This window comes from Hydrogenimonas thermophila, from assembly GCF_900115615.1.
GTDB classification, from domain to species: Bacteria; Campylobacterota; Campylobacteria; order Campylobacterales; family Hydrogenimonadaceae; genus Hydrogenimonas; species Hydrogenimonas thermophila.
The window spans coordinates 28737-44337 of record NZ_FOXB01000016.1 but is presented as its reverse complement, the minus strand read 5'-3'; the positions used below and the strand labels follow the sequence as shown (position 1 = coordinate 44337).

General features: G+C 35.3%; 16 protein-coding genes and 1 pseudogene. 14 read left to right on the top strand and 3 right to left on the bottom strand.

Annotated elements, in window-relative coordinates:
• The 5 genes and pseudogenes from BM227_RS06625 to BM227_RS06605 form a co-directional block, all read left to right on the top strand.
• Positions 1-767, top strand: a pseudogene (locus tag BM227_RS06625) (IS256 family transposase); the annotation flags it as partial.
• Positions 768-905: 138 nt separating this feature from the next.
• On the top strand, positions 906-1757 hold the full coding sequence (gene argB, locus BM227_RS06620) for an acetylglutamate kinase (protein WP_092912342.1): 852 nt from the start codon (positions 906-908) through the stop codon (positions 1755-1757).
• A gap of 22 nt (positions 1758-1779) precedes the next feature.
• A complete protein-coding gene (cutA, locus tag BM227_RS06615; RefSeq protein WP_092912341.1) occupies positions 1780-2097 on the top strand; it encodes a divalent-cation tolerance protein CutA in 318 nt (105 codons plus the stop codon).
• Between the two features lie 44 nt (positions 2098-2141).
• Positions 2142-3608 carry a threonine synthase gene (gene thrC, locus BM227_RS06610; protein ID WP_092912339.1) on the top strand — a complete coding sequence of 489 codons (1467 nt, stop codon included), beginning with the start codon at positions 2142-2144 and terminating at the stop codon, positions 3606-3608.
• Positions 3608-4831 (top strand): BaiN/RdsA family NAD(P)/FAD-dependent oxidoreductase, encoded by a 1224-nt coding sequence (locus BM227_RS06605; RefSeq protein ID WP_092912337.1) that lies wholly within the window; start codon positions 3608-3610, stop codon positions 4829-4831. The genes thrC and BM227_RS06605 overlap by 1 nt, the downstream gene beginning before the upstream one ends.
• Before the next feature lie 15 nt (positions 4832-4846).
• Here BM227_RS06605 and BM227_RS06600 read toward each other — a convergent pair whose 3' ends face one another.
• The 3 genes from BM227_RS06600 to abc-f all read right to left on the bottom strand — a co-directional run bounded on the left by BM227_RS06600 (position 4847) and on the right by abc-f (position 7765).
• Positions 4847-5290, bottom strand: coding sequence for a hypothetical protein (locus tag BM227_RS06600; RefSeq protein WP_092912335.1), 444 nt, complete (start codon positions 5288-5290; stop codon positions 4847-4849).
• A 192-nt stretch (positions 5291-5482) separates the two neighbouring features.
• Positions 5483-5818, bottom strand: coding sequence for a thioredoxin family protein (locus BM227_RS06595; RefSeq protein WP_245757033.1), 336 nt, complete (start codon positions 5816-5818; stop codon positions 5483-5485).
• Between the two features lie 3 nt (positions 5819-5821).
• Positions 5822-7765, bottom strand: coding sequence for a ribosomal protection-like ABC-F family protein (gene abc-f / locus BM227_RS06590; protein ID WP_092912333.1), 1944 nt, complete (start codon positions 7763-7765; stop codon positions 5822-5824).
• Between the two features lie 103 nt (positions 7766-7868).
• On the opposite strand from abc-f, the gene BM227_RS06585 reads away from it, so the two are divergent.
• The 9 genes from BM227_RS06585 (at position 7869) to soxB (ending at position 15595) form a co-directional block, all read left to right on the top strand.
• Positions 7869-9119, top strand: a complete 1251-nt coding sequence (locus tag BM227_RS06585) for a M48 family metallopeptidase (RefSeq protein ID WP_092912331.1) — start codon at positions 7869-7871, stop codon at positions 9117-9119.
• Positions 9116-9931, top strand: a complete 816-nt coding sequence (gene prmC / locus BM227_RS06580) for a peptide chain release factor N(5)-glutamine methyltransferase (protein WP_092912329.1) — start codon at positions 9116-9118, stop codon at positions 9929-9931. Before BM227_RS06585 ends, prmC begins: the two co-directional genes overlap by 4 nt.
• A gap of 16 nt (positions 9932-9947) precedes the next feature.
• Complete coding sequence (locus tag BM227_RS06575) at positions 9948-10577, top strand: HAD family hydrolase (protein WP_092912327.1); 630 nt, start codon at positions 9948-9950, stop codon at positions 10575-10577.
• A gap of 71 nt (positions 10578-10648) precedes the next feature.
• Positions 10649-11551, top strand: a complete 903-nt coding sequence (ppk2, locus tag BM227_RS06570; protein ID WP_092912325.1) for a polyphosphate kinase 2 — start codon at positions 10649-10651, stop codon at positions 11549-11551.
• Between the two features lie 89 nt (positions 11552-11640).
• A complete protein-coding gene (gene soxX, locus BM227_RS06565) occupies positions 11641-12198 on the top strand; it encodes a sulfur oxidation c-type cytochrome SoxX (protein ID WP_245757032.1) in 558 nt (185 codons plus the stop codon).
• An 18-nt stretch (positions 12199-12216) separates the two neighbouring features.
• Complete coding sequence (gene soxY / locus BM227_RS06560) at positions 12217-12687, top strand: thiosulfate oxidation carrier protein SoxY (RefSeq protein ID WP_092912323.1); 471 nt, start codon at positions 12217-12219, stop codon at positions 12685-12687.
• An 18-nt stretch (positions 12688-12705) separates the two neighbouring features.
• A complete protein-coding gene (gene soxZ, locus BM227_RS06555; protein WP_092912321.1) occupies positions 12706-13044 on the top strand; it encodes a thiosulfate oxidation carrier complex protein SoxZ in 339 nt (112 codons plus the stop codon).
• 3 nt (positions 13045-13047) lie between these two features.
• Positions 13048-13818 carry a sulfur oxidation c-type cytochrome SoxA gene (gene soxA / locus BM227_RS06550; RefSeq protein ID WP_092912320.1) on the top strand — a complete coding sequence of 257 codons (771 nt, stop codon included), beginning with the start codon at positions 13048-13050 and terminating at the stop codon, positions 13816-13818.
• Between the two features lie 13 nt (positions 13819-13831).
• Positions 13832-15595 (top strand): thiosulfohydrolase SoxB, encoded by a 1764-nt coding sequence (soxB, locus tag BM227_RS06545; protein WP_092912318.1) that lies wholly within the window; start codon positions 13832-13834, stop codon positions 15593-15595.
• Positions 15596-15601: the final 6 nt, after the last annotated feature.

The window sequence follows — 15601 nt, the reverse complement described above, 5'->3', positions numbered from 1 at the left end:
TCCCCTTCTTAAAGAGTGGCAACAGCGTCCACTTGAAGCTATCTATCCATTTGTATGGCTCGATGCAATACATTATAAGATCAAAGAGAATGGCAAATATATAACTAAAGCCGTATATACCATCCTTGGGGTTAATCTTCAGGGGAAAAAAGAGATACTTGGACTATACCTTTCAGAAAATGAAGGTGCTAACTTCTGGTTACAAGTTCTTAGTGATTTAAACAATCGTGGAGTTGAAGATATCCTTATTGCCAGTGTTGATGGTTTGAAAGGATTTCCAGAAGCAATCAATGCGATATTCCCACAAACAGAAGTGCAACTATGTATCGTTCATCAGATACGTAATTCATTGCGTTATGTGGCTTCTAAAAACCAGAAAGAGTTTATGAAAGATCTTAAACAAGTCTATCAGGCAATCTCCAAAGAAGCAGCCGAACTTGAACTTGATAAACTTGAAGAGAAATGGGGTAAAAAGTATCCTATTGTCATTAACTCTTGGAGAAATAAATGGGATAATCTTTCTAACTACTTCAAATATTCAGCAGATATAAGACGTATTATATATACAACCAATATTATTGAATCTGTACATAGACAGTTCAGAAAATTAACTAAAACTAAAGGAGCATTTCCAAATGAAAATTCACTTTTAAAACTACTCTATATGGGAATTCAGAACGCACAGAAAAAGTGGATAATGCCGATGGACACTCTCACAACTGGCTATATTTTTCGAAGGTAGGCTCGAGGAAGCTCTCGAGCTATGATATAATCTTAGTAACTATTGGTTGTTGACACAAAATTCTGAACGGTCCCTAATATAAAACTGTTCAGTACAAAAAAAGCCACTATATATTATAGTCCATAATATTTTTTTCAAGACTTTTAAAATTTAAGGATATACCGTGAAAAAGAAAATGCAAGTTGTACAGACTCTTCTTGATACACTTCCTTTTATTAGAAAATTTGCAGGTCAGACTATTGTTATTAAATACGGTGGAGCGGCTCAGACTTCTCCAGAGCTTAAAGAGAAGTTTGCACAAGATATCGTGTTGATGCATCTAGTAGGTATTAAACCTGTTGTAGTGCATGGTGGTGGTCCTAAGATTACTCAGCTTTTATCTGATCTTGGTATTAAAACTGAGTTTGTAGAGGGGCAAAGAGTAACAACAAAAGAGGCTATGCGCATAGTTGAAATGGTACTTAGTGGAGAGGTAAATAAAGAGATTGTTTCACTGCTTAATGATCATGGCTCTAAGGCAATTGGAATAAGTGGAAAGGATGCCCATTTTATTCAGGCACGAGCAAAAGATAGAAGTAAGTGGGGTTATACAGGTGTAATTGAAGAGATTCATGCAGATGTAGTACAAAACTTAATGAATGAAGATTTTATACCTGTTATTGCACCAATTGCTGCTAGTAAAGATCCTGGTGAACCAGGGTTTAATATAAATGCTGACCTTGCAGCAAGTAAAGTAGCAGTTGCATTGAAAGCAAGTAAAGTAGTATTTTTGACAGATACTCCAGGTGTTTTAGATGGTGAAGGAAATCTCATTGGAACACTTGGAACAGAAAAGATAAATCTGCTTAAAAATGAAGGGGTCATAAGCGGTGGAATGGTACCTAAAGTTGATGCTTGTTTAGAAGCAATCAATGGCGGTGTTCAAAAAGCGCATATTATAGATGGACGCATTGAGCATTCAATTTTGCTTGAAATTTTTACGAGTGAAGGAATTGGAACACAGATTGTTCATTAATTTTGCTAGAAGGAATTAAAGTATGAGTAAATATCGTTTGGTTATTGTGACTGCTTCTAAACTTGATGAACCGGAGCGAATAGCATATAAAATTGTAGAAAAGTCTCTTGCTGCTTGTGTAAATATTGTCCCTAAAATTCGTTCAATATATAAATGGAAAGGCAAAGTGCAACACTCAAGAGAGTCTTTAATGATTATTAAAACAGTTGATTCAAAAGTTAAAAAGCTAAAAAAAGAGATAAAAAAGCTGCATAGCTATGAAGTTCCAGAAATCCTAGTTTTAAAAATTGATGATGGGGATGATAACTATTTAGACTGGATCGATTCAGTCGTTAAATAGCTTGATTTAGATATAATCGCACAAAAAAATAGTCAGGAAAGTCTATGACATTTATAGAAACTCGTGGAAATGATGGAGTAAAACCAGCAGAAGTTACATTTAGTCAGGCAATTTTAAGTCCAAGTGCAAGTTTTGGTGGGCTATATGTTCCTAAAAAGCTGCCAACTCTTGATTTTGACTTTTTTAAAGCACACTCCAATAGTCACTACAAAGAGCTTTGCAAAGCACTTTTTGAGAAGTTTGATGTAGATATAGCGGAAGTTGATCTTAATGCTGCTCTTGATCGTTATGATGCATTTGATGATCCAAATGATCCGGTACCATTGAAAAAAGTAGAAGATGATGCTTTCGTAAGTGAGTTGTGGCATGGACCAACTCGTGCTTTTAAAGATATGGCACTTCAGCCATTTGGCTACATTCTCTCCAAACTTGCTGAAAAACGCAAAGAGCACTACCTAATTATGGCGGCTACAAGCGGTGATACAGGTCCTGCAACATTAGAAACTTTTAAAAATGCATCAAATGTAAAAGTGGCTTGTCTATACCCTGGTGGTGGAACAAGTGATGTTCAGCGTTTGCAGATGGTTACTGAAGAGGCAAACAATGAAAAGGTGATCGGAATAAATGGTGACTTTGATGATGCCCAAACAGCACTAAAAAGCTTACTTGCAAGTGATAGTTTCAAAGCAAAACTGCAAGAGAGCAATACACAGCTTTCAGCCGCAAACTCTGTAAACTTTGGTCGTATTATTTTCCAAATTATTTACCATGTTCATAGCTATTTAGAGCTTGTAAAACGTGGTGAAATCAGCTTAGGCGAAACAGTCTATCTTGTAGTTCCAAGTGGAAACTTCGGAAATGCTTTAGGTGGTTACTATGCAAAGAAAATGGGATTGCCTGTTGAAAAAATTCTGATTTCATCCAATATAAACAATATTCTAACTGATCTGATTACAAAAGGTGAGTATGACCTTACTTGCAAGTCACTTATTCAAACAACATCTCCTGCAATGGATATTTTGAAGTCATCTAATGTTGAACGTATCCTTTTTGATAAGTTTGGAAGTAGCAGAACTAAGCAATTAATGGATGATTTGGCTGAAAATGGCAAATATAAGCTAACTCACGAAGAGCTAGAGATTCTACGTGAAGATTTTGATGCAACATTCAGCAGTGATGAAGAGGGTAAGGAGGTTATAGCTGAGTATGCCAAAAAAGGGTATATTATGGACCCTCATACAGCTACATGTTTTAAAGCATATAAAAACTTACGAAAAAAGAGCCTTAAAACAATCATCTATTCAACTGCTGAGTGGACGAAATTTAGTCCAACTGTTTGTGAAGCTCTAGGACGAGAAGTGGAGCGTGATCTTGATGCATTGAAGTGGATCAGTGAGAAGTTTAATGTACCTGTACCTAAAATGATTGCTGAACTCTTTGAAAAACCGATTGTTCATAAAACGGTAATTGATAAAGAGAAGATTGAGGAAGAGATTCTTAAGTTTATATAATGCACGTAGCCATTATAGGCGGTGGAGCCGCAGGGCTAATGGCAGCTATCACAGCTGCCAAAGCCGGAGTCAAAGTAGATCTTTACGAACAAAACAGTGAAGTTGGTAAAAAGATCCTAGCTTCCGGTAATGGAAGATGTAACATTTCCAACACTTCACTATCTTTTAATGACTATTTTGGTCGTCATCCATCTTTTGTAAATTTTGCACTTAAACAGTTTGATTTTAAAGCTTTTGAGCGTTTTTGTGAATCGATTGGGCTATTGCTTGAAGCTAAGCCTGATGGACGATGTTATCCACTTAGCAATACAGCTAAATCTGTTCAAAACTCTTTGAAATGTTATACGCTCTACCTTGGTGTTAAGATAGTTACACAAACAACTGTTAATTCTGTTAAAAAGGTTTCAGACAAATTTGTTGTTGAAACTTCTGATAAAAAAGAGAGTTATAACAAACTTCTAATCTCTACAGGCTCACCTGCAGCACCACAGCTTGGCGGTAGTGATAGCGGTTACAAGTTTGCCAAATCTTTTGGTCATACAATAGTTCCAACTTATCCAACGTTAGTAGGTTTACATTTAGCAGATAGATGGCATGAGCGAATGAGTGGTGTAAAGTGTGATGCTGAAGTAACACTATACATAAATGGAAAAAAAGAGGTAACAATAGGAGGTGATCTGCTATTTACACGCTATGGTGTTTCAGGGTTTGCCATACTTGATATATCATCTTTTGCTGTACCGGCACTTACTCAAGGAGAGAAGGTAACAATTGGAGTTAATCTTTTACCATCATTTGATCGTCAAGCATTAGTATCATATTTACAACGTACAGCAAAGCTGGCACCTTATTTAACAATAGAATCACTTTTAGAAGGGTTGTTACCATATAAGATAGTACAAGTACTTATTGACTCTTTAAAGATAGATAGTACTATATTGGCAGTTGAAGCTGGAGCAAAACTGTTAAGACGTATAGCATCTCAAACTCTTGATTGGCGTTTTGATGTTACAGATACACATGGATACAAACATGCTGAAGTGGCAGGTGGTGGTGTAGATACAGCTGAAGTTGATCCTAAAACAATGGAATCAAAAAAGGTTGCTGGTCTCTATTTTGCAGGTGAAGTACTCGATATTGTTGGCAAAAGGGGAGGGTATAATCTCCACTTTGCCTGGGCAAGCGGTTATTTGGCAGGTAACTCTATGAAAAGGCACCCTTAGTTTAATATATTTAAATTAATTTTCTTCCCATTTCCATTGTCTTATTTTTTGATGACAGCCTATACACTCTTGCATGATATGGGTATAACCCGCTGTTATTCTGCTGTAGTCGCGTTTTGAATAGATGTCGCTTCGCATCATACGGACATAGCGTTCGATATTCTTTTCACTAAGTTTTGCAAAACTTATAGCAAAATTTGGATTTTTGGGCATATACTTTTTTAATGCTTCACCATGTCTTGTCAAAAAGCCTGTCTCTACTGTTTTAAGCATTCGTATACCTGCAAGTAGTTCCTGTTTGTTATTGTATAAAATTGCTTTTTGAATGCGCATCAGTCCTTTGGACAAGGTTTGCATCGTATTTTTTAGAGCTTTTTGCTCTGGAGTCAAAGGTTTTTCAGCTTGACCAGCGACCAACATTATAATTCCTAGTCCAAGTGCCAAGAGTATTTTTTTCATGGCAACTCCTTTCATAAGAGATAAGAGCAGTCTACCCCAATTGTATTTCGAACGACATTATAAATTTAAGTTAATTTAATAAATAACTTTATGCATTTTTAATCATGCAATTTTTTAGCTCAAATCGTAAAAATCTTCAAATTATGTAAGGTTAGTAAATGTCTGATACTAGAATAGTTGTTGGAAGAAATTTTATAATGTCAAGATTTTGTATGGACGTTCTATTTGCTTGATAAGTGCTGGAATACTCACATTTCGACTGACACGGGCAAACTCTTTTCCATCTAAAAATATGATCGCTGTTGGAATCGAGAAAACACCAAAGTGTGCGGCAATATTGGCATGTTCAGCAACATCTATGGTGATTAGTTTAATGGCTGGAAAATTTTCTTCAAATGCTTCAAAGAGTTTGGGTTGCAGAGCATGACAGACATTGCAATGCTCACCCCAAAAGTAGAGCATGACTCCTGTTTCATTACGAATCTCATCTTGAATTGTTGTTAACGATATTTGTTGACTATTTTCCATTCTTTACTCTCCTTCCAGCTCTTCTTGCAATTCTAAAAGTTCAAGGTATCGATCAGCTTTTAAATTATACTCAACTTCCAGTTTATTTAATTCATCAGTTAGATTTTGAATACCTTTTTCTTGGTAACACTTAGGGTCTGCAAGGCAAGCATTAATCTCTGCAATACGGTTTTCAAGTGACTCTATCTCTTCAGGCAGTGACTCTAACTCGCGTTTTTCATTATAACTCAATTTTTTCTTACGTTTTTTAGGCTCAACTTTTGGTTTCTCTTTTTCTATCTCAATTTCGTGTTCAAACTGCTCAATATTTTTAATCTCTTTTTCAATAGCAAGAAATTCAGAGTAGGGTTGATAACTCTCTTCAACAATACCTTCACCTTTAAATATAAATAGTTTCTTTGCAATTTTATCTACAAAGTATCTATCGTGGCTTACAAAGATGAGTGCACCTGGGAAATTTAGCAGATACTCTTCTAAAATGTTAATTGTTGGAATATCAAGGTCGTTAGTTGGTTCATCCAAAATTAGGCAGTCAACCTTTTTAGTAAAAAGCAGGGCAAGTGCAACACGATTCTTTTCACCACCGCTTAGTACTCCTATCTTTTTATCCAAATACTCCTTTGGAAAGAGGAAATTTTTAAGATATCCAAATACGTGCATATTTTTACCCTGTACATCAACCCTGTCACCGCCAAATGGACAGAAAGTCTCTATAAGGTTTTTATTGTCATCTAACATTTCACGGTGCTGATCAAAGTAACCTATAGTAAAATCTCCACGTTTTATGACTCCTCCATCTGGCTTTTCTCTTCCAAGAAGAAGTTTTAAAAGTGTTGATTTACCGCTACCATTTTTACCAACAATAGCTATGCGATCTTTTTGAAGTATTCTGTTTGAAAAGTTGTGTATAAGAAGTTTATCGCCAAGCCTTTTTTCAAGATGTTCTATCTCAAAGAGTACTTTTTTGCGGCTTACTCCATCTTCACGATTAAAGTGGTGCTTTTCTCTTTCCAATTCCAGCTTTATTTTTCGTATCATTGCAGGATTTTTCTTTGCCTGCTCTCTCATCTCTAAAACACGTTTTTTTCTTCCTTCATTACGTTTTAGACGAGCTTTTACACCACGGTTAAGCCACTCCTCTTCAGCTTTTAGAAGTTTTAAAAGATTTTCATGCTCTTTACGCATTGCATGCAAAAGAGCCTCTTTTTGTTGCAGATAGCTCTCATATCCACCTTTAAAACTACGAAGTTTATGATCATCTATCTCAACTGTTCGTGTGGCTATGCGGTCTATGAAGTATCTGTCGTGAGATATAAGCAATAGTGTAAATTTCTCTTTAAGAAGTAACTCTTCTAAAAATTCAACCATATACACATCAAGATGGTTGGTTGGCTCATCTAATAAAAGAATATCTGGCTTTTTAAGAAGTAATGAGGCAAGAGCTACACGTCTTTGTTCTCCCCCACTTAGTAGGTTTACAGGACGAACTTCATAAATTTTAAGATCAAACTCTTTTAAAATACGCTCAATTTTATCATCAAGGTTCCAAGCATTGTGGAAATCCAAAAAAGCTGATAGCTTTGAATGCTCTTCAAGCAGTGATTTATTGTCAAAATCTTCAGCCAATTTTGCAGAGATAACTTCATATCTTTTTTTTGCTTCTTGGATTTCAGTCAACTCATTTTCTATAGCTTCTCGTACACTAAGTCCCGCTTCAAACACTGGTTGCTGAGCCAGCATCTCAATTTTTAACCCTTGTCTAACAATTCTTTTTCCTGCATCTGGTTCAATTTCACCACTGACTATCTTCATTAGTGTTGATTTACCACTACCATTTCGTCCAACAATAACAATGCGTTCATACTCATCAATATGAAAATTTATGCCTTGAAAAATAATCTGCGATTCAAACTGTTTATCGACTTCCAGTAGGTCTACAAGTGCCATAGATACCTTTTCTTATAAAGTTGAGTTAAATTAATATTATTGAATGGAATTTTAACCTATATTGGCTATAATCCACCTAATCTGAATAAAAGGATAGTAAAAAATGGTTGAAGTTTTATCTATTATATTCTTTTTGTATGTATTGATAAAGATATATATAAGTGTTATGCAAATAGGGTATGTTTCAAAAGCAAAAGATATGCCTCCTGTACTTATGAAACCAAGTAGCTGGATAAAGTCTGCAAAGTATCTCATTACCAATGAGCGTCTTAAAATTTTAGAAACGCTTGTTGAGTATGCTCTCTTTATCTTTTGGCTTTCGTGGGGAATACGGTGGATAGATACAATGACTTGGAATATTGACCCAGTTATACAAGCGGCTATAGCCGTAAATATATTTTTAATAGTTAACTATATTGTAGAGTTGCCATTTACTATATATCAAACTTTTGTTATTGATGAGAGATTTAAATTTAATCACTCAACTCCGGAACTTTTTATAAAAGATCAGATAAAAGGTGGATTGTTAACTTTAATAATAGCATCTATTTTAAGTGCGTCAGTAGCTTGGATCATTATTAATGTTCCATCTTGGTGGTTTTTCAGTTTCTTACTTATCTTCTCTGTAATTGTACTGCTTAACCTTCTTTTTCCAACATACATTGCACCAATGTTCAACAAGTTTACACCTCTTAAAGATGAAGCTTTAAGTGAAAAAATAAAAAATTTACTCCAAAAAAGTGGATTTGAGAGTGAAGGGGTATTTGTTGTTGATGCAAGTAAGCGTGATGCAAGATTAAATGCATATTTTGGAGGTCTTGGCAAATCAAAACGGGTAGTTTTATTTGATACTCTGCTTGATAAACTCAGCAATAATGAACTTTTAGCTGTTTTAGGACATGAACTTGGTCACTTTAAACATAATGATATATATAAAAATATTGCAATGCTAGGAGCAATTTTATTTGTTGGATTTTATATTTTAGGACATCTTCCTTCGCAACTATTTATGGAGCTTGGAGTTAGAGAGACTCCTGCAATGATAGAGATTCTATTTATGCTTTTGATTTCTGTATATCTGTTTATATTTATGCCTGTTATGAGCCTTGTGAGCAGACGTAATGAGTATGAAGCAGATAGATATGCTGTTGAAATTCATGGAAATAGTGAAGACTTAATAAGTGCACTTAAAAAACTGGTTGATGAAAATAAGAGTTTTCCTCTATCTCATAAACTTACAATCTTTTTTTATCATTCCCATCCACCTGTAGTAGAGCGATTAAAAGCATTGGGTGATAAAAGTATAAAGTTTGAAAATAGAGATGAAGCACTTAAAGGTGATTGTAATATATGATAATAGAAGATGCGTTGCGTACTGCTGCAAAAGAGCTTTCAAATATAGCACAAAGACCGCGTTTGGAAGCTGAGATATTGATGTCATACTATCTTAATCAAGATAGAGTATGGCTTCATACGAATAGTAATAAAGAGATTGGTGAGCTTCAAGAGTTTTTTAAACTTGTAAAACGAAGAAAAGAGTATGAGCCTATAGAGTATATAACTAGACGTGTATCATTTTATGATATTGAGCTTGAAGTAGGACCAGGTGTTTTAATAGCAAGACCTGAAACAGAGCTACTTGTAGATAAAGCAGCTGAGATCATACGCAAACATAATCTAAAAGTTATGTGTGAGATAGGCATAGGCAGTGGTGCAGTAAGCATAATGCTAGCTAAAATTTTTCCAGAATTGAAAATTATTGCTACAGATATCTCTGAAGATGCTTTAAACTATGCAAAAAAAAATATAAATAGATATGGTCTTGAAAGCCGTATAGAACTGTATAATACCAATCTGCTAGACAACATTGATAAAAATATAGAGATCATTGTCTCCAACCCTCCATACATTTGTAAAGAGTTTGATTTGCCAAAACCAGTTTTGTTTGAACCAAAAAGTGCTCTTATTGGAGGAGAGTCAGGAGATGAATTACTTCGTAAAATTATCTTAACAGCAAAAGATAGAGATATTCCTCATCTAGTTTGTGAAATGGGTTATGATCAGCGTGAACCTATCTTTAATTTTTGTAAGAGTATGAATCTTAGTGAACCAATTTTTTATAAGGATTTGGCAGATTTAGATAGAGGATTCTATTTAAAATTATAGGAGATTTTTTTAAATTATGAAAACAGTTATTTTTGATCTTGACGGAACACTGGTAGATACGCATGCAGATATTACTGCTTCTATTAACCATGTAAGACGAGAGATTTATGGTCTTGAGCCAATGAGTGCTGATGAGATTACAAAGTTAATGAATATACCTGGGTTAAATCTTGCTTATGAGTTTTATGGTGTAAAAAATTATGAACCAGAAGCTGAAAATTTATTTGAAGAGCATTACAGTAAACAGTGTTTGCTAAATGCAAAAACATTTGATGGAATTATTGAAGTGTTAGATCATCTTCTTGGGGCCAAATGCGAACTTTTTGTAGCAACCAATGCACCTACTGTTACATCAAAACTTATTTTACAAAATAATGGAATAGAGAGATGTTTTAAAGATATTGTAGGTGCAGATCTTGTTAAAAATCCTAAACCACACCCAGAGATGATCCATAAAATCTGTGAAGCTGCAAACTATGATGAGATATGGATGATAGGAGATAGCCCAAAAGATATAATGGCAGCAGAGCAGGCTAATGTAAATGCCATTTTTGCATCTTGGGGGTATTCAAAAGTTTTGCCTAAAGAGATGTCTCATATAAAGAGTGTTTCTAAACCACTTGAGCTAACTGAAATTTTATTTTGAATTTAAGTTAAATTAATCACTTCAGTAATAGAATATTACTGTGTGTAAAACAACAGTAATAAGGATTAATAATGATATATGAGGAGCTTGAGGAGTTAAAGAAGGGTATTGATGACAAAAAGCTGAAAAGAAAGATTAAAAATATTCAAAAAGCATTAGATGATTTATGTACTAAAAGTGGCTTATGTCTTCTTGCCAAAGGCAAAAGTTTAGAAAAAACATTAAAAACAGTAAGATATGAAGAGGATCTCATAAATCTTCAAGTAGAGTTGATCAAACTTCAAAACTGGGTTTATGAAAATAAAAAACGTGTACTTATCATTTTTGAAGGGCGTGACGCTGCTGGTAAAGGTGGGGCAATAAAACGTTTTACTGAGCGTTTAAATCCAAGACGCTACAGAGTTGTAGCTCTACCAAAACCTACAGAAGTTGAAGCTGGACAGTTTTACTTTCAACGATACTTTGCTCACTTACCTAATCCTGGTGAAATAGTCTTTTTTGATAGAAGCTGGTATAACCGTGCTATTGTAGAGCCGGTATTTGGTTTTTGTACTGAAGAGCAGTATGAAAAGTTTATGCAAGAAGTCCCTGAAATAGAGCACGCTCTTATAGATGATGGAATTATTATGATCAAATTTTGGTTTTCCATTTCTAAAAAAGAGCAGAAAAAGAGATTTAAAGAGAGAATGAACAATCCTTTGAAGCAGTGGAAATTAAGTCCTGTAGACTTGCAGGCACAAAAGATGTGGGATAAGATAACCTACTATAAAGAGGAGATGTTTAGCAGAACACATACTACATACTCTCCTTGGATTATTGTTAAAAGCAACGACAAAAAATCTGCCAGATTAGAATCTATTCGATATGTCCTTTCTCATATACCTTACAAAGGCAAAGAGAAAGCCAAAACTACTCTTCATCCAGATCCAGAGATTGTACAAAGGTACCATCGAAAGAGTAAGCAGATAGATTAGTTTTTTAAATATGTATATATAGAGAAAATTTACTAAAAATTTACAATTAATTGTTACGATGCTGTTGAACTTAAATTTAGGAGTTTAACATGCATCGGAACAGAAGCTTGATGCTTAGTGCCGGATTACTGGCATTTTGTCTTTCTGAGACGCTATATTCTGCTGATCTCAAAAGTATTGTAGAAATGCCGGATGCAAGTAAAATCTTGAAAAAAGATAAACTTGCACCGCCAAAAAAGTATGTAATGCCAAAAGAGTGTATTATAACAGATCCTTTGGCAATAGCTAGAGGCGAATATATCTTTCATAATCTCAACGGAAAAAAAGCAAAAAGCAAACCGCCAAAAGGGTTAGCAAAGTTTGTAATTGCAGGTGGCAAGAAAAAGCCTAAACAGTATGGAAACTGTGTAGCTTGTCACAATATAGAGGGTGCTAAAGGCGGTGGAAACATAGGCCCTGATCTTCATAACTACAAAAAACACTTCATAGATACTGGTGTTAGGACATATGAGTATGTCTATCAGCAGATAGCTGATCCACGTGTACACAATCCAAATACACATATGACTGTAAATCTAACAACAGGTCTGTTTACGCCTCGTGAAATTTGCGATATTACATCTTATGTTGTGAGTGAAAAAAAATAAGAGCTAAAGGAGAAAATAATGGAAAGAAGAGGATTTTTAAAAGGATTGGCTGGTGCTTGTGCATTAACGGCTGTAGGAGCGCCAACCATTTCACTGGGGGCAGGTAAAAAACCAAAAAGTCCAAATGAGATCTCTTATAAAAAAGCACTTGAGATCATCACAAATGGAAAAGGTGCAAAAGATTCAGACAAAGTAAATTTGGTAGTTCCTGAAATTGCGGAAAATGGTGCTGTTGTACCGGTAAAAGTTACTGTTGATTATCCAATGGAGCCAAATAATTATGTCAAGTCAATTCATGTATTGGCAACTAAAAACTCTAATGCAAGATGTGCAGATGTATTTTTAACACCGCTAAATGGGAAAGCATACTTTGCTACGCGCATTAAGCTTGGCGGAACACAGGAAGTTGTAGCAGTTGCTGAACTTAGAGACGGAACATTTATTAAGGCGCACAAAAGTGTAAAAGTAACCATCGGCGGATGCGGTTGATAGGAAAAGGAGAAAATTATGGCAAAACGAAAATCACTTATTAAAATAAAACCTAAAAAGTATAAAGTAGGCGATACAGTCAAAGTTGATTTTATTGTTATTCATCCAATGGATACAGGTATGCGCAAAGATAAAAAGACAGGGAAGATTATTCCGGCGCATTACATTAATGATGTACAGTTTTTCTATAATGATCAACTTGTTACAAAAATGATCGTTTGGGAGTCAGTCTCTACTAACCCATATTTCTCTATAAATATGAAAATAACAGGTCGTGGAGTTATAAAAGTAGTTTATAAAGATAATCAGGGTGAAGTGCACGAAAAGACCAAAAAGGTCAAGCCTAAAAAAGGATAATCAATGAGAAAGATGATATCACTCATAGCTGCTTCAGCATTGACTGTTTCACTAACAATGGCTTCTGAACAGTTTAGTATGTCAGATGCAGATCGTGCTCTTTATCAGGAGATGCTTGAGAATAATCCGGCTGATATTTTTGTTGAAGAGGGAAGTGAACTGTTTGATGAATTGGTAACAGAAGAGGCTTTGGCTAAATTTCTTGGTGTAAAAGTAGATGAGTTGCCAAAGACAATAGCTTCATTTCCACGCTACATTCCTCAAGTGGATGAGGTTTTAGGACTTGATCAGGTACTGCAGGCAGTTATGTATCTTAACGGACACAAGCCATATAAACTTAAAAGTAGTGAAATGTTTGAAATGCTTGCATATGCAAAATCTTTGGCAAATGATGAGCAAATCAATATTGATGTAAATGCCAATAAAAAGATGCAAGAAAGTTTCAAACTCGGAGAGAAAATGTTTATGACCAAAAGAGGGAAACGGGGGCTTTCTTGCAACAGTTGCCACTCAAAAGAGGTTGTTGGACTAATTTTACGTACACAGCCATTACCAAATCTCGGTGATGTAAATGCTGGTGGAACTTGGCCTGCATATCGAATGACAAAATCATCTCTTAGAACACTACAACGCCGTTTTCAGGGGTGTATGAAAAATGCTCTTTTGGCAGTACTTCCTATAGGTAGTAAAGAAATGGTGGCTTTAGAAGTTTATGTAACCAATCTGGCAAAAAAGAAAGATAAAAAGATTTCCATCCCCGGATTGAAGCGATAAGAAGGATACTATTATGGATATAAACCGAAGGGATTTTTTACAAATTGCCGCAGCTTTGGGTTTTTTAGGAGCAGGCGGTAATTTAATGGCAGGAACCTCTAAACGTATTGATGAGGTGACTGCTACAGATATTATGGATTTTAAATCGGTAGGTAATGTATCGCTGTTACACATTTGCGACTTGCATGCACATATAAAACCACTCTATTGGCGTGAGCCTTCTACTCTTATTTCTGCTTCAAATTTAACTGGTACTCCGGGCTTTTTATGTGGCAAGAGTTTTGCAGAGTTTTATGGTGTAAAACCAGGAACTTTAGAAGGTTATTTTGATACTTACCTAAATTTTGAAGAGCTTGCCAAAAAGTTTGGAAAAATGGGAGGTATAGCTTATATAAAAACAGTTGTTGATGAGGTACGCCGAGATCGTGGCAAAGATAATGTACTGTTGCTTGATTCAGGTGATACATGGCAAGGAACAGCAGTTGCACTTAAAACAGGCGGTGAGGCTATTGTAAAGGCTCAAAATTATCTTGGTGTTGATGTAATGGTTGGACATTGGGAGTTTACATACGGAAAAGAGCGTGTACTTGAGCTGATTGATATGCTTGAGGCAGATTTTATCTCCCAGAATATAGTCGATAACGATCCATTTAGTGATGAGTTTGAAGAGCTTGTATTTAAGCCATATACCATTAAAGAGGTTGGTGGAGCTAAGGTAGGCATTATTGGTCAATCATTTCCATTTACATCAACAGCTAATCCAAAACGTTTTACTGAAGGGTGGAGTTTTGGTTTACGCCTTGATACTCTTCAAGAGTATGTAGATGAGCTACGTAAAGATAAGAAGGTTGATTGTGTAGTTCTACTCAGCCATGACGGTTTTAGTGTAGATCAGGAAGTTGCCAGAAAAGTGCATGGTATAGACTTTATTTTAAGTGGACATACTCATGACCCTGGACCTAAGCCGATCACAATTAACGGTACTGTTATCATTATTGCCGGAAGCCACGGCAAATATGTTGGTCGTCTTGATATAGATATTAAGAACAAAAGAGTAGTTGATTATAACTATAAACTAATTCCAATAGCATCAAACTTGATCACACCTGATAAGAAGGGAATAGAGTTGGTTGATGCTCTCTATAAACCTTATGATAAAGAGTTGAATCAAGTACTTGGCAAAACTAAAGGTTTGCTCTATAAGAGAGATACATTCTACTCTACATTTGATGCATTAATTGGTGAAGCAATTCATGATGAGATGGATAATGAGATCACATTTACTCCTGGGTATCGATGGGGAACCACTCTATTACCTGGAGATGATATTTTAATGGATAATGTTTATGAGATGACAGCAATTACATATCCTGAAGTGTATACTTTTGAGTTGCAAGGAGCAAGAATAGCTCAATTGCTTGAAGATATTGCCGATAATGTTTTCAATGCCAATCCTCTATACCAGCAAGGTGGAGATATGAGTCGTTTAACAGGTGTAACTTATGACATTAAGATTGGTGCACCAAGTGGAAAGCGTATCTCCAACTTAAAAGTTAATGGTAAACCGCTTGATCCAAACAGGAATTATGTAGTTTCAGCTTGGGGTGGTAATCTTCAAAGTGCAGGAAAAAATCTTCGTGAAAGTAAGATTCGTCCTGTTTATGATATTACAGCTGATTATATTAAGAAAAAAGGTACTGTCGATATATCTAGAACATCTAATGTAAATGTTGTAGATGTAGGATGCGGCTGTCCTAAGGCAGGGGGTATTTGTTAGTAGTCG